This is a genomic window from Bacillus yunxiaonensis (assembly GCF_037104695.1).
Taxonomy (GTDB): Bacteria; Bacillota; Bacilli; order Bacillales; family Bacillaceae_G; genus Bacillus_A; species Bacillus_A yunxiaonensis.
Genome location: NZ_JBAWSV010000006.1, coordinates 216,546 through 237,493, shown reverse-complemented (window position 1 = coordinate 237,493; position 20,948 = coordinate 216,546). Strand labels below are relative to the sequence as shown.

General features: G+C 36.1%; 16 protein-coding genes and 1 pseudogene. 5 read left to right on the top strand and 12 right to left on the bottom strand.

The genetic code is table 11. The annotated features are described in order from the left end of the window. Nucleotides 1–32: 32 nt before the first annotated feature. The 6 genes from WAX78_RS18480 to WAX78_RS18455 form a co-directional block, all read right to left on the bottom strand. Nucleotides 33–686 carry a TVP38/TMEM64 family protein gene (locus WAX78_RS18480; RefSeq protein WP_336483449.1) on the bottom strand — a complete coding sequence of 218 codons (654 nt, stop codon included), beginning with the start codon at nt 684–686 and terminating at the stop codon, nt 33–35. 31 nt (nt 687–717) lie between these two features. Next, entirely contained in the window at nt 718–1,893 is a 1,176-nt protein-coding gene (locus WAX78_RS18475) for an MGDG synthase family glycosyltransferase (RefSeq protein ID WP_336483448.1), read from the bottom strand. 497 nt (nt 1,894–2,390) lie between these two features. Then, on the bottom strand, nt 2,391–3,830 hold the full coding sequence (locus WAX78_RS18470; RefSeq protein WP_336483447.1) for a GntP family permease: 1,440 nt from the start codon (nt 3,828–3,830) through the stop codon (nt 2,391–2,393). A gap of 97 nt (nt 3,831–3,927) precedes the next feature. Then, a complete protein-coding gene (locus WAX78_RS18465; RefSeq protein WP_336483446.1) occupies nt 3,928–4,719 on the bottom strand; it encodes an enoyl-CoA hydratase in 792 nt (263 codons plus the stop codon). A 58-nt stretch (nt 4,720–4,777) separates the two neighbouring features. Further along, complete coding sequence (locus WAX78_RS18460; protein ID WP_336483445.1) at nt 4,778–6,376, bottom strand: ATP-dependent acyl-CoA ligase; 1,599 nt, start codon at nt 6,374–6,376, stop codon at nt 4,778–4,780. Between the two features lie 301 nt (nt 6,377–6,677). After that, on the bottom strand, nt 6,678–8,426 hold the full coding sequence (locus WAX78_RS18455) for a sigma 54-interacting transcriptional regulator (RefSeq protein WP_336483444.1): 1,749 nt from the start codon (nt 8,424–8,426) through the stop codon (nt 6,678–6,680). Nucleotides 8,427–8,691: 265 nt separating this feature from the next. Here WAX78_RS18455 and WAX78_RS18450 point away from each other — a divergent pair. Beyond that, nucleotides 8,692–9,510: pseudogene (locus WAX78_RS18450) on the top strand (Y-family DNA polymerase). Continuing rightward, complete coding sequence (locus tag WAX78_RS18445) at nt 9,507–9,854, top strand: YolD-like family protein (RefSeq protein WP_336483443.1); 348 nt, start codon at nt 9,507–9,509, stop codon at nt 9,852–9,854. Before WAX78_RS18450 ends, WAX78_RS18445 begins: the two are co-directional and overlap by 4 nt. Before the next feature lie 231 nt (nt 9,855–10,085). Here the strand turns inward: WAX78_RS18445 and WAX78_RS18440 are convergent, their stop codons facing one another. The 5 genes from WAX78_RS18440 to WAX78_RS18420 all read right to left on the bottom strand — a co-directional run bounded on the left by WAX78_RS18440 (nt 10,086) and on the right by WAX78_RS18420 (nt 16,898). Beyond that, complete coding sequence (locus tag WAX78_RS18440; protein WP_336483442.1) at nt 10,086–12,986, bottom strand: DEAD/DEAH box helicase; 2,901 nt, start codon at nt 12,984–12,986, stop codon at nt 10,086–10,088. A gap of 123 nt (nt 12,987–13,109) precedes the next feature. Further along, entirely contained in the window at nt 13,110–13,511 is a 402-nt protein-coding gene (locus tag WAX78_RS18435) for a (deoxy)nucleoside triphosphate pyrophosphohydrolase (protein WP_336483441.1), read from the bottom strand. Nucleotides 13,512–13,780: 269 nt separating this feature from the next. Then, a complete protein-coding gene (locus WAX78_RS18430; RefSeq protein ID WP_336483440.1) occupies nt 13,781–13,933 on the bottom strand; it encodes a hypothetical protein in 153 nt (50 codons plus the stop codon). 221 nt (nt 13,934–14,154) lie between these two features. Further along, nucleotides 14,155–16,002 carry a PDDEXK-like family protein gene (locus WAX78_RS18425; protein ID WP_336483439.1) on the bottom strand — a complete coding sequence of 616 codons (1,848 nt, stop codon included), beginning with the start codon at nt 16,000–16,002 and terminating at the stop codon, nt 14,155–14,157. A 161-nt stretch (nt 16,003–16,163) separates the two neighbouring features. Next, entirely contained in the window at nt 16,164–16,898 is a 735-nt protein-coding gene (locus tag WAX78_RS18420; protein ID WP_336483438.1) for a nuclease-related domain-containing protein, read from the bottom strand. Between the two features lie 466 nt (nt 16,899–17,364). On the opposite strand from WAX78_RS18420, the gene WAX78_RS18415 reads away from it, so the two are divergent. Together WAX78_RS18415 and WAX78_RS25225 are read left to right on the top strand one after the other, a co-directional pair. Then, nucleotides 17,365–17,619 carry a hypothetical protein gene (locus WAX78_RS18415; protein WP_336483437.1) on the top strand — a complete coding sequence of 85 codons (255 nt, stop codon included), beginning with the start codon at nt 17,365–17,367 and terminating at the stop codon, nt 17,617–17,619. Nucleotides 17,620–17,985: 366 nt separating this feature from the next. Continuing rightward, nucleotides 17,986–18,300: an ester cyclase gene (locus tag WAX78_RS25225; protein WP_413789207.1), complete on the top strand. Its 315-nt coding sequence runs from the start codon at nt 17,986–17,988 to the stop codon at nt 18,298–18,300. 431 nt (nt 18,301–18,731) lie between these two features. Here the strand turns inward: WAX78_RS25225 and WAX78_RS18410 are convergent, their stop codons facing one another. Continuing rightward, nucleotides 18,732–18,908, bottom strand: a complete 177-nt coding sequence (locus WAX78_RS18410) for a D-alanyl-D-alanine carboxypeptidase (protein ID WP_336483436.1) — start codon at nt 18,906–18,908, stop codon at nt 18,732–18,734. A 782-nt stretch (nt 18,909–19,690) separates the two neighbouring features. Here WAX78_RS18410 and WAX78_RS18405 point away from each other — a divergent pair. After that, nucleotides 19,691–19,867: a hypothetical protein gene (locus WAX78_RS18405; RefSeq protein WP_156107953.1), complete on the top strand. Its 177-nt coding sequence runs from the start codon at nt 19,691–19,693 to the stop codon at nt 19,865–19,867. Nucleotides 19,868–20,948 lie beyond the last annotated feature (1,081 nt).

Here is a 20,948-nt window from a genome sequence, read left to right as displayed (position 1 = left end):
AGTGTTCATTTTAGAAGTGCTTGATAAGAGCCTTAATCCATTTTTCTTCGTAGGACAATACTTAAGATAAAAGATAAGATAAAAAGTCCGCCGCCAAGTATAAAAGGAATGAATCTTCCATAACGCACCCCTGCAAATAGGCTGCTTACCGATATGGTATAAGGCAATATCCCTAAGGCAGTCGTCCATATAAAAGCCTTTCTGTTTACGCCCAATATACCTGCCGTATAGTTGACGAAATGATAAGGAACTAACGGTATAAAACGCAGAATCAAAAGCCCCGTAACTCCTTGTTTTTGTAGCCAACGATCTATTTTTACTAGGTAAGGTTTAGCCAATGATTCAATGATTGGACGAGCGAACCAATTGGATAGATGATACGCAAGGACTGCCCCTAAGATTCCGCCAATCCATGAATAGAATCCACCTGCAACTGCACCGTATATTTCTATAAGAAAAAGAGAAACAAATTCGCCAGGCACAGGTATTACATTGACAACCGTTTGAATCATAATACCTAACAATATCCCGAAAACACCGAGATGACGAATGGATTCAATCCATAATTTTGCCGATCCTGTATGAAGAAAATATAAATATATTCCGGTAAGAAGTAAGAAGATAATCAAACTTCCAATAGATAGAGAGCGAGCTGCTGGTTTCTTGAACTTGTATGACGTAAACATTAAAATCCCCATATTTCACCTTATTAATGATTTATGAACCAAATGAATACATGAGGTCATGTCCATTGTACTTGTTTTCTTTTGTATGAATAATTACTTCTACTGATGCAAACGCAGATTCTTTAGGATGAAATTGTTTCGAATTCTCCCTCATCTGTTGAAGTAGTTCTACATTGCTCAGTAATTTGGATAAATGATCCGTTAAATCCCGATCCGTTTCCGCTTGAATCGCCACGCCTGAACGAACTAGAAATTTAGCGTTATCCTGTTCTTGCCCCGGAATAGGTTTATAAAGAAGTATAGGCAATTCCATGGCAATCGCCTCAAAAGTAGTGACCCCTCCTGGCTTTGTAATCATTAGATCGGAAATAGCCATTAACTCATGAACGTAATTGATATAACCAGTGAGATGGATGTGATGCTTGGAATCCTTTAACTTTTCCTGTAATTCCATACGGAGTTTTTCATTATGCCCACAAACAATGATGAATTGAATAGGCTGCGATAACGTATCAAACTCCTGAAAGGTGGAACTTCCATCACCAATCATGCCATAACCGCCCCCCATTACTAACACTGTAGGAATATGAGGATTCAAACCATATTTCTCGAAAATTCCCTCTCGTTCAAAGGACTGAAAAAATTGCTGCCGAATGGGAATCCCTGTATGAGCAATCCGATTCTCTTTCACGCCTAAGTTAATCAGAGAATCACGAACAATACTTGAGCCGACGATATATTGATCCGTAAACGGATAAATCCAGCAACTATGATCTGTATGATCAGTAATGGTCGTTACAGTTGGAATATCGGTTAAACCATAGGATTTCAACTTTGACATCACAGCTGCCGCCAAAGGAAACGTACTAACTACGACGGTCGGCTGCACTTCTTCAATCAACTTTTGCAATCGTCCGAAACCTGTAGAGAAAATCGTCTTTATCAAATTGGATAAAGTGTTCACTCTCCGTGTTTTTTGATAAATATACCCATACACCTGAGGGAATTTTTTTACTCCTTCAAGGAAAAGGAAACGACTTACATGATTAGAATAGGGATGGGCCCATTCCATAAAATCAAAAATCACCGGTTCTAATGTCGGAAATCGAATTTGTATCGCTTCCTGTAGAGCTTGGGCTACTTGAATATGACCATCCCCGTAATTTCCGGTAAGGATTAAAATTTTTTCTTTATTTACTACCTTCATTGATCTCTGCTCCTTTAAAGTGTTAATGTGATTTTTATCTATGAGGTTCAAGTGCCCCCACATAATCTTCATCTCAACACTAATGGCCAAACTGAAAAAGACTTCTTGGCAACATGTTTTACTGTACGGTTCGGTAATAACAATCACCTATACACAAGCCCTACCATTTTAAATAAACATTCAACCAATAAAATGACGGCTATAATATCCATAATGACATGTTGTTTTATAAATAAAAACCATCTAATCTAACAATCAGATGGCTTTTTCTATACATAATATTCTTATGTTATTTTTAATAGTATGGTTCTTTCTTCAAATCTTATCATTGTATATGGTAATCATTGCTTCCAATGACCAAAATGTTCCTTTTTTGATTTTATATTGAAGACATAAAAACAACCATTATTTCATGGAATAATGGTTGTTTTTGTTTAAATTTATACATAATCTTAACTTGATAGCTATGGTATTCATGATAGCCAACAAATCCCCGCCTACACAATAGAAAACAACAGATAAACTCCAATAACAACGAAAACAGCTAACGTCTTAATCAAAGTAATGCCGAAAATCTCTTTATAAGCTTCACGATGCGTTAAGCCTGTAACTGCAAGCAAAGTTATAACTGCTCCGTTATGAGGAAGAGTATCCATACCTCCCGCCGCCATTGCGATTACACGATGCAGCACATCTAATGGAATACCGAAATTCGTTGCCGCTTCAATATATTTCCCCGCCATTAACCCTAATGTAATGCTCATTCCACCTGATCCCGAGCCCGTCAGTCCGCATAATATATTCGTCATGACTGCTCCGCTGATCAAAGGATTTGAAAATGTCCCAGTCAAAAAATTTTGAATCATAACAAAGCCAGGTAAAGCTGCTATAACGGCACCGAATCCAAACTCGGCTGCAGTGTTCATGGCAGCTAGAATAGAACCACTTACACCCACGCTTGTAATAGATTGAAAATGTTCTTTTACCGCTTGGAAATTTAATAATACAGCGGTCAGTATACCGATAAGAAGCGCCATTTCCACTGACCAAATACCCACGACTTGCGTCATATCAATTTTTCCGTAGTCCTTCAAACCTAAAGTCGCAAAATCAAATCCGTTTGCATACCAAACGGGGATGAATTCTGTAAAAACTTTATTCATCACACCGACCAGCACAAGCGGAAGGAATGCTATCCAGTGACCGATTGTAATGGCATCTCCTGAAACAATCGGCGTTGGCGCAGCTTGACTGACACTAGTTGTAGCAGCCATTTCAGAAGTAGCACCATTTTTTCCGAAATAACCCTCGCCATTAGCAGCTGCTTTCTTCCTGCACCTTTCCAGATACAGCATGCCGCATGTAAAGATAAACAATGCACCGATGATTCCTAATGTTGGAGCCGCGTAAATATTAGTTTTAAAGAACGTAGTCGGAATGACGTTTTGGATTTGAGGAGATCCAGGAAGCGAATCCATGGAAAACGTGAATGCACTAAATGCAATTGTCGCTGGAATGAGACGTTTCGGAATATCAGCTTCGCGGAATAACTGCGCCGCAAATGGATAAATCGCAAATACTGCCACAAATAAGCTGACACCGCTGTATGTAAGAATCGCTCCCATCAGCACGATGGAAAGAATCGCTCTTTTCGCGCCTATAAAACGGACGATGATTTTCGCGATTTTCTCTGCTATACCAGTGACTTCAACTAATTTACCGAATATCGCTCCAAGCAAAAACACGGGAAAATATAATTTTATGAATCCGACCATCTTCGTCATAAAGACATTGGAAAAGAACGGAAGAACATGCCCCGGCTCCGTCAAAAACACAGCCAGCAAAGCACATAAAGGAGCAAACAGAATCACGGAAAAACCCCGATAAGCTAAAAATATAAGCAAGCCGAGCGATAACAACACAATCAATAAATCCATAACCCCAATCCCCCCTCAATAAAAATGGTTTTTCTTAATCGTTGGATGCCTGTCCCTGACAAGCATCCGGGTATAAAGCTGCTGCAGCCGCACTTTTTTATTTATGATGAAAAAGCGGCATCCTTTTTTCTATAAAAGCTTCCACTCCCTCTTTTACATCACTCGTTTGAAATACATGACCAAAGTTTTCGGCTTCCACTTTAAGCCCTTCCTCAAGAGAAAGGGACAGCCCCTTATTGATAGATTGCTTCATTAAAGATAGAGCCGGAAGGGAAAAACGAGCCATCTTCTTAGCCAGCTCCTTCGCCTTATTTAGCGATTCACCGCGGGGAACAACATGATTCACTAGACCCGTTTGCCAAGCTTCTTCAGCAGTAAGCGGTTCACCGGTGAACATAATTTCTTTTGCCATTGCAGCTCCTATTAATCGAGGCAAACGCTGCGTTCCTCCCGCCCCTGGAAACAAGCCCAGCTTAACTTCCGGAAGCCCAATTCGGGCATGTTCTTCCATAATCCGCAAATCACAAGATAAAGCCAACTCACACCCGCCTCCAAGCGCTAATCCGTTAATAACAGCGATTACTGGCTTCGGCAGTCTTTCTATTTTATTTAATGGGTTCTGAAGCCACAATGATTTTTCCTCTGCATATTCATTTCCTTTTCCAATCCATTCTGGAAATGACTTAATATCCCCTCCGGCAACAAAGGCTTTTTCTCCAGCACCTGTTATCAGTACAACAATCACTTCATCATCCCGTTCAATTTCATCAACCGCTGCCGTCAGTTGTTCAATTACGGCATAACTCAGTACATTAACAGGAGGATTATCAATCATAATCGTCGCAATTCCTTTATCTTTGGACCATGAAACAACCTGCTTATTTTCCAACGCGATCCCTTCTTTCCAATATGTAATGTAACGAACATTTCCTTTAAAACAATCCTCTTCAGCTCGTTCTTGTGATTACATATCCGGCCTGCTCGCGATCCCAAGCAGCACCGATTCCTTCCTCTTTCAACTTAAACTTCTGAATCCGTTCCGTCGCGGTTTTTGGGAAAGATTCACTAAACTGGACGTATCGCGGCACCATAAAATAAGCCATGCGTTCTTGACACCAATCTATAATCTCCTCATGGGACATCATTTCCCCTTGCTTCAAAATCACATATAATTTAACATCCTCTTCCCCTACTTCCGACGGAACGCCAATAGCCGCTGATTCAAGCACTTTCGGGTGATTGTCCACGACCTTTTCGATTTCCCAAGAAGAGATGTTTTCTCCGCGCCTCCGGATACATTGTTTGATCCGATCGCAAAAGTATAAGTAGCCTTCCTCATCCCGATAACCGCGATCTCCTGTATGGAACCAGCCTCCTTCCAACGCCTCCTCTGTTTTATCCGGCATTTTATAGTAGCCTTCCATGACTGCCTGTGAAGAACGGATGAAAATCTCCCCGATTTCACCAATCGGCACTTCATTTCCCTCCTCGTTGACGACTTTCGTCTCTACGTAGGAATAGGGTTTTCCGATAGAAGGCGGCTTATTGGCGTTCAATGGATTCGTTACACAAAAACCCGTCGTCTCCGTTAATCCGTAGCCTTCCACGATCCGGATGCCAAACCTCTCCTCAAACGTCTTCCAAAATTCCTTAGGCGTAGCGGCACAAGCTGTCACCCTTGCAGGATTTTCATGGTCGTTTTCCTTTGCTGGCTGCTTACAGAGAATCGGAATCATAGATCCTAAAGAATTAAAAATCGTCGCGCCATGATAGCGGATTTCATCCCAAAAACGAGAAGCGCTAAAACGCTTACCAAGAGCGACTGTCGCATTTGAATGAATAGCACCGAGCACGGTATGGGCTTGGGCATTAATATGAAATAACGGAAGCGCTGTAAATAAAATATCTTTTGAATTTGCGCCAACCATATGATCGGCGAATGATTGTGCGGAATTTACATAAGCAGAATGACTTAACATGACCCCTTTCGGTAATCCTGTCGTTCCAGAGGTGTAAAGGATACTGTTGATAGAAGAAGAGGAAACAGCTTCATTTGGAAAATGGTGATAATTTGTATTCAATACATCTTTCAATCCGATTACCGGCCGTTCTTTACCATCCCCCGTCATGATGACGCTTTCATTATTGCCGTAGACGACAATTTGAATGTCCCTTTGTATAAATGGCAAACAAGAAGCAATTTGAGAAACAAATTCCTCCTCAACGATAATCAGCTTACAATCGGAATGGGATAAAATATACTGCAGACCTTCTCCCTTTAAATGCACATTAAGAGGTACCGCGATTGCTCCCATAAAAGATAAAGAAAACCACACATCCAGATATTCAGGAGAGTTATGTAGCATAATACAAACCTTGTCACCTTGTTGGATACCCAGCTCACGAAATCCCGCTGCGGCCCTTGTGATCCGATGATAGAGCTCTTCATAGGTAACCCTTTGTTCTCCGAATTGTAAATACACCTTATTTGGTGTCTTTTCGATACTTCGCATAATAAAATGCGGCAGGCTGTAATTCTCCATCATTGGCTTCTATTCCCCTTTCTACTAAAATCTCCCCAAAATTACGAGGCTTTTATTTTTATATAGCAAGAGGCATGCCAAAACTCCAATCATTGCCAAATCCCTTATTCCTTCAGGGACATGCCGCCAATAATCTTATATGTACACCTGCACGTGTCGCATTTATGCTACAAATCATAACTATGACTCTTTTATAAACGTTGCATATGTAAGACACCGTCGCAAAAACGCGACAGGGAATATTGCTGTATACTCACATCCGCAGTCCAAACAAAAAAAGGGCCTATTTGCCCTTTACATTTCCTCATTGTATTCCATATCTGTCTATTTTCCGATATAAGCTGGCCCGATGAATTCCTAAAAGCTCGGCTGCCTCTTTTCTGTTTCCAGCTGTTTTTTCCAGGGCTCTCGCAATCACCCGTTTTTCAGCTGATTCCACTTCCATGTGCAGCGAATAATTCATCTCAATCTCATCTTGATCTACCGCGAACATTTCATCATACAACTCCTCTTGCAAACCCTTTTTCCGCAAATAGACAGGAAGGTGATGCACTTGAATAATTGTTCCTTCAACAACATTCATCGATCGTTCGAGTACATTCTCCAGCTCCCTAATATTCCCCGGCCAATCATGCTCCATGAATATATCTCTCACTCTCTCATCCAATGAAAGAACGCTGCTTCCAAGCTCCTCATTCAATTTCTGAATTAAAAATTTCGTTATATGTATAATGTCCTCCTTTCTTTCTCTTAACGGAGGAATATCAATCGCAAAAACATACAACCGATAATATAAATCCTCTCTGAATTCCCCTTTTTGAACCATTTCAAAAAGATTTCGATGTGTCGCCGCAATGAAACGAACATCAATCTTGCGAATGTTCGTGCCGCCGATTCTTTCAATCTCTTTCTCTTGAAGAACACGAAGCAACTTAACCTGCATGTCCAGCGGCATATCGCCGATTTCATCCAAAAACAACGTTCCATTATGAGCCAGCTCAATCTTTCCAGGCTTTCCACCTTTTTTCGCTCCTGTAAAGGCGCCCTCTTCGTACCCGAACAGTTCAGCTTCCAAAAGATCCCTCGGAATCGCAGCACAATTCAAACGAATAAATGAACCTGCAGCACGCGGACTAGCATTATGAACCGCATGGGCAAAGAGCTCTTTCCCTGTTCCGCTCTCACCTCTTATCAAAGTAGTAGATCGACTTTTGGAAACCTTCAAAGCCATAGCCTTCACTTCGTTCATTTTCTCGCTCTCTCCTATAATGCTTTGAAATGAAAGCTTCCCCCGCTGCAGCCGTTTTAATTCAGACTGATAGTATGACAGCTTCGATTCCATCGTACTAATCTGATCCGCCAAAGCCTTAAACTGCTGTATATCATGGAACATAATTTTGCCTATGGCACCAATGATTTTCCCTTCCTTAGCAATAGGTATACGAATTGCAATAATATTCCGATTATTTATTCGCTGAATATGCCCGATTTCTGCATTCCCCGTTTTCACGATAATATGCATCCTCGTATTCTCAACAACTTCCGTACAATGCTTTCCAATCGCTTCTTTTGGGTCATCGATTCCTAAAAATTGCGCATAAGAACCGCTTAGGAAATTGATGATTCCTTGCTCATCCACCCCTAGAATACATTCAGAAAGCAAATTCAAAGCATTTTCATACTGACTGATGATAGTTTCCAATGACTGTATACTTTTTTCCTTACTTTGCTTGGTTTCTAGGATTACAATCGATCCGTGTTTTTTCCCATCCTGATATACAAAAGATTCGTTTACGATGAACACTTGATTGCCGATCTTACATTCGTACTTGTACAGATTATCATTTTGATTGACTAATAGCTTTTTACTGTCGGGAATGATTGTTGATATTTGCTTGCCGATTATTTCATTTTCTGTTTTGTTTAACATGCTGCAGAATGATTGATTGCTGAATGTGATAATTCCGTCATAATTTGTGACGGCGATTCCGTTATTCATTAACTGAAGAGCATGGCTGGTTAATTGCAGATTTACCCCTTCATCAATATGCACTTAAAAACCTCCCTATCAAATAGCGCTCTTTCTCGTATGTAATATATATCCATTTTACAACACCTTGTGAAGGAACTCCTAAAATTATTTAACGGTTCAATATTAACGAGGTGCAAAAAATGGTATAAATTCCCTATTAACACTTAATAGACTCTCTTTTGATTAAATTTTCATCAAGTGGTAAATAAATGAAGTTACCTCTTCTGAAAGAATGTAAGTTCGTATATAATAAGAACAAATGTTCCTTTTGTTAGGAGTGATTACTTTGTATGACTATTCTCTTTTACCAAAACGAAACACCTTATGTGTAGGTTTACGAAATTTTTACGCTAGCGTTTCCTGCATCAAAATGGGTCTCGATCCGCTCTGTACAAAACTAGCTGTTGTTGGCGATGTGAATCGGCAAGGGTCGATTGTGTTAGCTGCCACTCCTCCTTTAAAAGAATTAGGAGTTAAAAAGATGAGCCGATTATATAAAATCCCACAGCGTCACGACATACTCATAGTAAATCCCACTACGGAAATATATATTAGATGTTCAAATTACATAACAAAGTTAGCACTACAATACGTTGCTTTTGAAGATTTTCACCAGTATTCCATTGATGAATTCTTTATGGACATTACAGCAAGTTTACACCTGTTCGCACAAACTCCATACGAATTTGCTATGAAGTTCAAAAGAGAGGTATATCATAAGACACGTATTGATAGCACAATTGGAATTGGTTCTAATTTATTAATGAGTAAAGTTGCCCTTGATGTGGAGGCGAAAAAGAAAATTAACAAGGACTGTACAGTTTTTCATTAGCTATAGCAACAACTATCCAGGCTGGTTCAAAAAAACTTGTATATTAGAACGACCTACAAATTTAACTTTAGATATATACCGTGTATGTTTAATGTTTTTAACGCAACTCCATACAGGTGAACCGATTCGTACAGTAAGCATTGCACTAACTAATTTAATAAATGAAGGTGAAGAACAAGGTTCGGTAAAAATAGCATTTTACGAGTTGTGTCTTATACTTCTGCCGCAACAGGAAGATACAGAAATACGCTTATTGGAGGACATAAAGCATGAACAATTCAGGAGTACCTAAAATGAAGGGTCGCGGGATGGTGAAATGGCAGCCGTTTGCGTCAATACCGAAGCAATTCGCTGGTATAAAACAAATCGTTGAAGAACAGAAAAAAATACCACGCCCTATTATTACACAAGATGCGAAAGAAGAAATCGAAAGAGCACTACTTGAATCAATAAAATTACAAAAAACAATTATGATTTCTTATTACCAAAACGGACAGATTCTACATGAGACAGTCGTTGCAAAAGTGATTACACGCCAAATAAGAATGGTGTTTTTTCAAGACTTGTTTGGGTTTACATTGCGGTTAAAATTTGATGATATTGTAGGTGTTGATTAGAATCTATTAACAGCTATTTTAGGTGTATATATGCATCGTTTGAGACATTACCTAGAATTGGTTCTACTATTATATATAAAAATGTCAAAGGCTTCCTCAATGAAATCGAGGAAGCCTTTGCTTCTTTAAACTATATGAACTTTTTCAATGGACCCTATTACAGACTGTATTTTGTTACATTTAATTCTATTTACGAGAACTTTTTTTAATCATTTCTCATACTAATTAAATTCAGCTCAAAACATTCCCATCCCTAATATAAGAATAAAGCTTATTATCAATAGCATGCTCCATAACCATATTCATTGTAACAACAGGTAATTCTTTTCCATTCTTGTCTTGCATTTCAGTTTGTTGCACACTATTTTTATTAGGAATTGCCTTACCTAAATAATAAAAGTCACTTCCCTCATCATCATCTTTTTTCACAAAGATATGAATGTCAATGTTGTTTTCTTCTGCTTCAATAATTGTTTGAACTTCTCCCGATTTCAATGTTCTATTACTTCTGGTATACCATTTAAGAACTTCTTGATTGAGAAACTCATCACCATAATTCACACTAGACTCTACCTCATCATTTTTGTGATACGTGATAAATATTGGACAAGTATGATGTTTGGTTTTATAACCATACATCGTTGAGTTTTCATCATTATCCCAATTTAATAACCTACAAGCATCTTTTCTGGAATATTTTCTGTATAAGGTAAGCGGTTTGTTAGACTCATATAATTTATTCTTAACTTTTGCACTTCGAACAATGTCAATAACCATATCTTTAAAATAATTATTTTGCTTCAAACTTTCACGAATTGAATCGTTAAACATATAATCCTTACGTTCGGAACAAGTAACAATTGGCTTTTCTCCATATTTTTTCTTGCCATTTTGCATAAAGAATGACAAATCAAAAATACGTTGAACAGACGCTATTGTAGCATCATCAGTTTGACAATTAGATTCCATTAAATAATTAAGATACTGATCATGATTAACCTTTTCTTGGCGTAATAACAAATCTAACAATATAATTTCATGTTTACGTTTTCCGTTCAATACTTCTAATGAGAGCATTGTTAAAACCTTATTCTCATAATCTGTTAGCACTGGAACTTCTTCTTTCATTTTTAATAAAAATTGATAGTAATTCGAATGCCTTTCAGCAAGCACAACAGGATCAATAGAATGGTTTAATATAAAATCGTATAGATACGGAATTCTTCCTATTCTATTTTTCAATTCAACAAAAGCTTCTTTTAAGATTTTCATTTCTGTTAAATTACTATTATTAATTGCTTTAAAAATTTGTTTTTTCGCTATTTCTTCAAAGTTCACCGTTGAGATACCTTTAATATAGCTTGTATCATTTGTACGTCTACGTATATTGTCTTTGTTTTGTGATTTGTCTCCTGAAAGAGCGATTGGAATTAAGTAATTATTTTTATAATTACCAATAAAATCAATGATCGTAACGAAATCTTTGGAATTATGCTTACGGAGTCCCCGTCCAAGCTGCTGAATAAATATAATACTAGATTGGGTTTGTCTTAACATGACCACTTGATTAATACTTGGGATATCAATTCCTTCATTAAAAATATCTACAGTTAAAATATAATCAAGCATACCATCTTCTAATTGGTTTACTCGAAGCGCTCTTTCTTCTTGAGAATGATCACCTGTTAATGCCACTGTGCGGAAACCTTTTTCGTTTAGTGCACGGGATAGTTGTTCTGCTTCCTCTTTTCGACTACAAAACATCAATCCTCTTACTTTTTCACCAGAAAAACCATAATATTGAATCTTTTCAACTATATGATTTACACGTTCTTCAGTAACAAGATTTGATAAAATTGTGGCATCATCTATCGTTTCTCCATTATATTCAAAATCTGTTACTCCAAAGTAATGAAAAGGACAAAGCATATCTTCTTCAAGTGCTTCTTGCAAACGAATTTCATATGCAACATTGTAATCAAATAGCTCATAAATATTGAAATTATCTGTCCGCTCAGGTGTAGCAGTCATTCCCATTAAGAATTTAGGTTCAAAATAATCGATTACTTTCTGATAAGATTTCGCTCCTGCTTTATGAACTTCATCTATTAAAATATAATCAAATACCTCAGGATCAAATTGAGATAAATTTTCTTCTTTTGAAATGGTCTGAATGGTAGCAAATAAATACTTTGCATCCGTTTGCTTATTCGAACCTGATAGAACCCCAAAGTCTTCTTCAATTCCACCAAGAATTTTTTTAAAATCTGATTTTGCTTTATGTAATATTTGCTCACGATGAACAATAAATAGCATGCGCTTAGGAGCAAAACGTCTCACATCGAATGCTGAAAGATATGTTTTCCCCGTTCCTGTTGCTGAAATAATTAATCCCTTTTCTTTTCCAGCATCTCTAACAGCTTGTATTTCTTGCAATGCTGCCTGTTGCATTTTATTTGGAACAATTTTCAAAGCGTCTTCAATAGAATTATTATATTGACTAGGTAATTCTATAACTTGATCTGCTACTTTATTATCAACTTGCTTGTAAGTTTTTTCGTAATTGTTAATCCACTCTTCAGTTAATGTTTGAGCATCTTTCCACACTTCTTCAAACTGGCTTTTGAAATGATGGACAATCTCTCCATCTTCATGCGATGTTAACTTCACATTCCATTCATAGTTTATCTTTAGTGCATGTGCTGTTAGATTAGAACTTCCAACAATCAACGAATAGTGAGTTTTGTGGTTAAATATGTATCCTTTCGAATGAAAACCTGCTAAATTTGTTAGTCTTACTTCTACATTTTCAATTTTCATTAGTTCTCTAAATACTTTTGGTTGGTTGAAATTTAAAAATGTTGATGTTAATATACGTCCTTTAACTCCTTTTCGCTTAAGATCAAGAAAATGAGATTTTAGAGTCGCAAGACCACTTTCTGTAATAAAAGCGACTGAAAAAATAAAAGATGTACTATTTTCAAGTTCTTCCAACAATGAACTTAAAACGTTTTCATTTTTTTTCGTATTATTTACTAATAGTTTAGGTTTATAATTTCCAGATTGACTATGCTTTTGATCGATAAATCCCTTATATAAAGAGGCTTCTAATTTTTGAATAAAATTCTCCATATGATCACCATTTTCGACAATTTTTCATACTAATTGTATTACTCACTGTTTTAGAGTGCAAATTTATTATGAAATTTAAAAAGCTATTCACATATAGTGAATAGCTTAATATGCTTAACAACATTAATTTACAAAAGATGTCTTTGATAACTTCTCAATAGTCGGAATATCAGCAGGTGCCCAATCTAAAGATGCAAGTTCGTTTGGGTGTAACCATATAATTGATACATGTTCAGTTAAAACAGGAGTTCCTTCAATAAGCTTGCAGTAAAAAGTCTTCAAATGAACAATACCAAAATCATACTCATAAGCTGTATAATCAATTTGCTCACCAATCTGTACTTTACAATGCATTTCTTCATTAATTTCACGTTGTAATGCTTCTTGAGGTGACTCTCCATCTTCTATTTTTCCACCTGGAAATTCCCACTTAAGAGGTAGCGCTTTAGTTGGTCCTCTTTGTGCACATAAGATTTTCTCATCTTCAACAATTACTGCTCCAACAACATAAATATTCTTTTTCATTACGTCCTCCTTAACTTAACAGAAACTCTGTAATATACGTTTTTCATATTTAGTAAAATACAAAGGATACCTTCTATATATTTTAACGACTAATATGTTTTTTAATCAGTGGGATCAAATCTTGTAGATGTTTTTGTCTCATTACTATCTCAGATCAATTAGCCCACTATTCTCACATCCTTTATACTAATAGATATAGTTACAAAATAAAAGAGTGATTGGCTATGAAGACTAGATATCCGATGAATTATCCATGCCATGTTTCCCCTCTATTTCAACGTAAACTTTTTCTTTGTTGGTGTTTCTTTAAATTTACTTTTTAGTGTAACGAGCTCCTCTTCTAAAGTATTGATGATAATCTGCACATCTTTTTCTGTATAATCACAGCTATTTTTATTTGCACAATTCCCTAATAACTGCATAAGAGTAATAATTTTATTTGTTCTTGTTTCTGCAATTCGAATGAATCGTTCACGTTTTAATTCTTTTAAATGAGAACCTCTAGTTTATATCATTCTATTTATATACAATTATACAAATAGAAATATTGAACAAATAAAGCACTATATTTTATAAATATAGTGCTTATAAGCATATCCATTATTCTGTTTGTTATATACTTTAATCCTCACCGCACTCTACCTCACTCGTCTGCTATATTTATCAACAAGCTTATAACACCTTGGCATGCTTCTTCACCAAACAACGCATTCATACTATTTAATACTTCCTTCGTATCCGACCAATCGCCAATATTACTCGTACTTGTATAAATTCTTGTATAAGAGGCATCTGGATTTTTAGCTCGTTCGCTTATCTTCATGCCTTTGTTTTCAAGTTTTGTGAGTAACGCGATTCTTTTATAAGATTCCAGTGGACCTACTTCTATGATGAATTTCAATCTATTGTCTTTTAGGCGTTCAAACCACATAATTAGGCCATTATTTAACCACCAATTCCATTGCGGTACTCCGAATTTTTCTTCAAGTAATCGGAACTCTGGCATAATGAACGATGGTAGTCTGTGATGTATGTTGTAACATTCTTCTTGTAGATTATGTTGTGTAACAAACAATTGAAATGCAGCAGCTAAAGTCCCCTTATCAACCTGATTACTTTGTATGTGATCAGCATAAAAAATTTCGTTTTCCTCAGTATCTTCTTCATATACGATACTTGTTATTGCCTCGGCTATTGATGAAATTACTTCATTAAAGCTATTGCTATTATACATTTTGTTCATTTTATGAAGAATTTCATCTTTATCTGTCCAATTGTGAATTTCTTCATTTGCAGCATAAATTCTAGTATACATAGATCCAGGTTCTTTCGATCTTCCTTTTATAGATATCCCATTCTCTTCTAATTTGTTCAATAGCTGTAATCTTTTTTCATGCTCTAATGGACCTACTTCAATAATTAATTTCATTCGGTCTTCTGCTTTTCTCTCAAACCATATAACAAGAGCATTATTTAACCACCAGTCTCCTTTTGGTATTCCTAGAACATCATCAAGCTGTCTCCATTCAGGGAAAATAAAAGAAGGGACGCGAATATGTTCACGATAACAATTACTTGAAATCTCATTTTGATGAACAAATTGTAAGAATGCTTCTCTCATTACACTATTCCCTATTTCATATACAAAATTAATTGTTTCTGCATGAGCCGTATATATTTTACGGAAAGACTCACGCTCCTCTGGATTTAACTGATCAATGATATTTAATGTTGCACTATGAGCAGACTTTCCTAATGTCTTTCCTGCATTACCCACAAATAGAAAGTCAACTGCTTCTTTATGCTTTTTGTACACATTCATTGCCAGTTCAACATCTTCTTCATCTCGAACAAGTTCACCTTCTAATACATCCAAGTAGTAATAAAGAAAGTCTTGAATTGAATTAGAAATATAGGTACTGTTAATCTCCAAATATGCTTTTAATATGTTTAATATATCTCCGTAATCTAAAATAAAATAATCTGAATGACTCGGAGCAATGCCATCCAAACTTAAAAATATTGGAACAATCGTATAACCTTCGTATGTATCATGAACAAACTTTAAATAGTTCTGTAATTGCCCATCTGATTCTGACGACTTATATTTATTTTCAATCAAGATTACAATCTTCTGCAACTCTGATACAGCTAAAATATCAATGCGTTTATTATCCGTTGTTTGCACTTCACGAAAAACTTCCAAATCATGCAAAGCTTGTTTATGTAACTTAATGAAGTCATATTTACCAATTAAATTTTCATTCTCTGCTTTTACAAATACTTTAGAGATTAACTTGTTTATAAAAAAAGCCCCCAAATTATGATTGCCATTTGGATCAAGCAGCCAAGAAATTATATTCGAGTGACGAATTTCAAATTTATCTATCCTTAATATTTTAAAAGGATTAAAGCGATTCAACTTACTATGCAGCTTCTCAAACTCAAATGAATGATCTAAAAGTGATAAAACTTCAAAATTATAGTCCATGTTGTGCACCACCAGTATGTATTGTTAACAAAAAAGAGAATGTATCTATCCTTATTTTACAATAAATATAAATACTAAACTCCTACATTGCTAAAACTCCATACAAAATACACAAATTGTATACGCACATACATATCCATTTTATAACCTACCAATAACAATCAATTCACTTTTCTATTACCGGTAGACAACTCCGCCGTATACCGACAAGAAGGAAAATTACTACATCCCCAAAAAGCCCCTTTTGAACCTTTTCGTTGCACTAAATTCCCATTGCACCTAGAACAAATGTGATTCTGAACCTTTTGTTTTGCTTCTTGTTTGTTCGTCCGAATGTTTTCTACGTGCTGTTTTTTTATATTCTTGTCAGTGATATTCGCTTGCTGTAGTGTACGATAGATTTGGTTCATTTGACTTGGTGAAAGAATTTGTTCTGTATGATTACGAATTTGGGGCACTACTTCAGAAAAATAGACCGCATATACATGCGATGAAGTAATGTTAATCTTTTTCAAATCACTTGAATTACTAAATGTGATTAGGGAAATGAAAGGGATATCTTCATTATTCAATACATGTTGTATCCCTTTAATATGACCATAATTTTGCCAAACGGGATTATGGAACTTGTCTTTCCTTTTAAAATTAACTTGCGTCCATTGTGGGTCCCATTCGTTTCCAAATATCCAACCTTTATAATTCTTTGTTTCTATGACGAAAATACCTGATTGTGCTATAACAATATGATCAATTTGCGTCGTTTTTCCCTTTTCTGCCCTTAAAGTTATATCATGCAGGCGCAAATATTTATCTGAATCTAGTTTAGATAAGTATTTTTGAACTTGTTTCTCACCAGCACGTCCTTTTATGTTAGCGTGGTTTGCTGCAAGATACATTATTGCCCTTATGATTAAAAACATAAACAGAAACATTATGAACATAAATATTATCATGGCTCTTTGAATTCTCTCCTTTTTGTTTAATATTCCTTACATGCTGAACATGCTCATATAATACAAATAATCCATATATAACATTATAAACATTTATAATGAATATATAATCCTTTCTTTTACATAACTTCACTCATTTCCCACATATCAATTATAAAACTGTTCTCAATATAACTAGCAAATGAATACGAACCACATAAAAAACCCCGAATCATGAACTTTTTCAAGGTGTCCATACTGCGGGATTCAATTCATAAAATGCAGGATATTTCTTTTCTTATTACACTAACGATGGCAGCATAGTGAAATAAATAATGGGATAATTATTTACTTGTATTAAAGAATCGTATTCCTAAATAAACCTATGAAGGGAACTTAACCTATAAATTTTAAAAAGGTGGTTTAAAAGGTGGATATTTCAAAGCTTGCAAGCAATAAAAAGGTAGTAGAGAATTTCTTCAAGGTTATTAATCTTCGTCAAACTGAGAAATTACTAGAGTTTATGTCTAAGGACGTAATTGATCACAATAAAATTATCCATGGCGAGGACGATAAGCCTGGTGCAGCCTTTGATGGTATAAGGCTGCAGTTAGTGGCCTTTAATCCCTTACATTTTCATCTAAAATCGGCAAGGATACCCCTACAGGGCGTAGCTCAACGATAAGTGGGGGAGGAATTGCCGTCAGATACGGTGTGGTACGTTAAAAATCGTAAGATTTTGTACCATATTAAGTATCTGAAACTTCCACCTTTCCTCCTCCTTTCAATTTGTTATAATCAAGACATAGAGAAAACCGTTGCGTAAAAGGCACTCTATACGTTCTTTGAAAACTTAAGATAGACGGTTGGTTGCAGGAAGTCGTTGCAACTGTAAAATCTTAAACGTAAACAGTACCGTTCTGAAACGGTTACTACTTGGGTATACCCGAGTAGTAAGGACGAAGTCAACCGTCCTTATGTTCCACCACACTAAGGTAGGAGAGCGTTGCTCGTTCGCACTACTGGGTAGGAATAAGCGTAGTTGCTCTCTATGAGGGTAGAAGCACTGTCGAACTCTGACAGACGCAAGCCCCCACTTCAAATGACCCGTAAGGGTGTTAAGTGGCGGGTTGTTGACATTGAGGAACTTATCGCTGAAAACTCCCGCGTAGTTGCACGAATCACCCAAAGTGGTGTCCATACTGGGGGTCATCCTCGCATGCCAATACCGACTAATGGTAAGTTTGAGAACGAGGCAATTTACATATTTACCATAACCAATCAGAAAATTAGTGAGATTCGGGCAGTCAGCGATCGTTTAGGATTATTCCTACAACTTGGTTGGGATTGGCCTGAAACCGACTAAACTCAAAGTATAATTAAGCTAAAGGCTGCTTAAATTGAACATGAAACACCGTCCAGTTAACCTAGACGGTGTTTTTAATAGTTGTTTAATATCCCTGCCTTATTGAATAAAAGCACAAGTTCGTTTAAGTACATTTTTTCACAAACTTTTATCGTTTTGGGAGTGACATGTTTTCTTGGCTGGATGGATGTGGGGCGGAACCCCATGTCCATCCAGCTAAGATTTTGAGATATCCCCAAAACAAAAATTTTATATCGCTACTGTTGTTTATAAGAATTCATGTTATTTTTTTCGTTTTGGGGAAGGATGTATTTCTTAACTTGATAGCGATGGGGTACCGCCAGCATTTTGGAAAAAAACAACGCTAAGCAAAAAATACAATAAGCTGCCCATATGGACAGCTTATTTACATAAAATTCGTTAGCGGTAGTTTAATTTATATTGTTTACCTGTTTTTTAATTTCATTTTTACCAATTTGGTAACCTGAAATTGCCCCTAGTATCAATAAGAAAAAAACATTCCAATCAGATTTATCTGTAACAAAATTAAATACTAAACTACATACAAATACCCCAATAATAAATAAAAATAATTGATTAAATTTCATCATTAACGCTCCCTTTTAATTAACAAATCAAGAACATAAGTATATTCTTGATAAAAGTAAGGAAACCCTTTTATATAACGCGTTTTTACTAAGTTAACATAACCCCACTTATCGGTAGCAAAACAGAAAAGGAACTGATTCATGATCTTATGAGTCAGTTCCTTTTCCACTCTTCTTTATAATATATATAGAGTTTCATAATAGTAAAAAACAATATTTCTACTCTGTCCGTAGTATCGGCCCCACCTACGCCAGATACCCTGATAGCCACTCGTGCCATCCAACCCATTATTATCATACAAGAAATCGCTTTCAATGTAAAGAATTTTCTGACTTTTTTCATTTAAAATTTACAATTACTCCTATATAAAAGATGGGGGTAATTGTGATTACATAAATTCCGAATTCGGAAGTTAATAAGTCTTTAATTTAGTCTCTATATCTACATAAACAAGAAATCCACCTACTGTTACATTGTCGTTTAATTCGAAGTCAACAAGATATACTTCTTTACCGTCATAGGGTATTTTTGCCTATCCCCTGAAAAGGGGGATGGGCAAAAACACCCTACAAGGACTAATTGACTGTAAAAAAGAATAATAAAAAGAAGGTACTTGAAAAGTTTTAAATTTGATGAGAGGTGGAGATTCGTGAAAGTACACGATTGTCCTAATTGTAATACCTATAGTAGAGAATGTATTATTGTCATCAAAAATGCTCCGAATTTTTCGGAAGAGATATTAAAGTGCAGTATTTGTTCCTGGAACGGTAAGTGGTCGGACATGACAGTGCGGGAGGTTATATTGCCAGCGATTCCAGGCGGGATAGAGATCCCTGGCGTCGAACCAATTACTGATTATTATGTACTTCATTCAGATCAAATTAGAATTACTTATACAGGAGGTTGTTGCCCTCATTGTGGTGGAAGTGATCCGTTATGCTGGTGCATGACTTTATAAACGATTATCATGAGCCTCTTACTCGAAGTTGACGATTAGACAGGTGCGAGCGAGAAATCATCCGAAATAATTTAAGCACTATCTAAAAATAAGGTTAATATTGCAATTTTGCGATCCTTATTCTGTTGGAAGTTGGTAAGCATTTTTAACATTTTAACACATAGACAACAAATATCTTATTGAACTAACGCATGCTTTAGTTCAATAAGAATTCAAAAGGACTGTCTAAATTTTACAGTCCTTTTTGTATCGTTAACATAATAGATTCCCGAAAATAGACTTAGACTCCTATTGTATACTCTATTCATGTTCAGTTAACATAACATAACATAACATAACGTAACATAACGTAACATTATCAGCAGTAACCAAATCCCAGAAAGCCATTCATATCGAGAGTTTGCTAGCTTTTCGTTCCCTTCTCTGTACGCAAGATTTCATACATTCCTGTCAGAACAGCATTTGGCAGTTCAAACCGTTCTCACAGCCTGCATGAAATCCTGTATATCATTAGCGTATAAAATCCGCGTTTTGCCGTCAGTACCCCATCGCCATCAAGTTAAGAATTCAGAATTGCCCCGAAACGAAAAAAATGAACTAAATTCTCATGGACACCTATGAAAAGATGAAATTTTCGTTTTGGGGTCATTTCAAAATGTTAGCTTGATGGGCATGTGGCGATACCCCAAATAGAACTAAAGGAGGTCTCAATTAGGATGAGTAGTAGGACTAACAATTTGATTCATTATGTAACATTAGGAATGATTATATTGTTAATTATCCCATCGGGCATCAGTGGGTTTTATTTTAATATTTTCTTCCTAGTAATAGGGGTTAATTTTATTAATGGAGGAATAAGGGTTTACGAGGAATCAAAAAAGAAACACATTGTTCCTATATTATGTGGAATGATTATGATAGGGTTCGGGATATATCGACTAATTTTTTAACATTAATATGGAGGAGGGATCACGTACAGATGATTCATTTAATCCGAAATGTCTCTTTTGTATCTCAATTTTAAAAAATACTATTCGTTTTGAGATAGTTAATATTTTTTAACTAGGGGTCCAGCCGCATC

Coding starts and splice junctions, on each gene's coding strand:
- WAX78_RS18405 (WP_156107953.1), top strand. CDS start 19,691: ATGACAGTGCGGGAGGTTATATTGCCAGCGATTCCAGGCGGGATAGAG.
- WAX78_RS18420 (WP_336483438.1), bottom strand. CDS start 16,898: ATGTATCTTGCAGCAAACCACGCTAACATAAAAGGACGTGCTGGTGAG.
- WAX78_RS18430 (WP_336483440.1), bottom strand. CDS start 13,933: ATGCAGTTATTAGGGAATTGTGCAAATAAAAATAGCTGTGATTATACA.
- WAX78_RS18475 (WP_336483448.1), bottom strand. CDS start 1,893: ATGAAGGTAGTAAATAAAGAAAAAATTTTAATCCTTACCGGAAATTAC.
- WAX78_RS18460 (WP_336483445.1), bottom strand. CDS start 6,376: ATGATGGAGAATTACAGCCTGCCGCATTTTATTATGCGAAGTATCGAA.
- WAX78_RS18470 (WP_336483447.1), bottom strand. CDS start 3,830: ATGGATTTATTGATTGTGTTGTTATCGCTCGGCTTGCTTATATTTTTA.
- WAX78_RS18445 (WP_336483443.1), top strand. CDS start 9,507: ATGAACAATTCAGGAGTACCTAAAATGAAGGGTCGCGGGATGGTGAAA.
- WAX78_RS18425 (WP_336483439.1), bottom strand. CDS start 16,002: ATGGACTATAATTTTGAAGTTTTATCACTTTTAGATCATTCATTTGAG.
- WAX78_RS25225 (WP_413789207.1), top strand. CDS start 17,986: ATGAGGGTAGAAGCACTGTCGAACTCTGACAGACGCAAGCCCCCACTT.
- WAX78_RS18440 (WP_336483442.1), bottom strand. CDS start 12,986: ATGGAGAATTTTATTCAAAAATTAGAAGCCTCTTTATATAAGGGATTT.
- WAX78_RS18410 (WP_336483436.1), bottom strand. CDS start 18,908: ATGAAATTTAATCAATTATTTTTATTTATTATTGGGGTATTTGTATGT.
- WAX78_RS18435 (WP_336483441.1), bottom strand. CDS start 13,511: ATGAAAAAGAATATTTATGTTGTTGGAGCAGTAATTGTTGAAGATGAG.
- WAX78_RS18480 (WP_336483449.1), bottom strand. CDS start 686: ATGTTTACGTCATACAAGTTCAAGAAACCAGCAGCTCGCTCTCTATCT.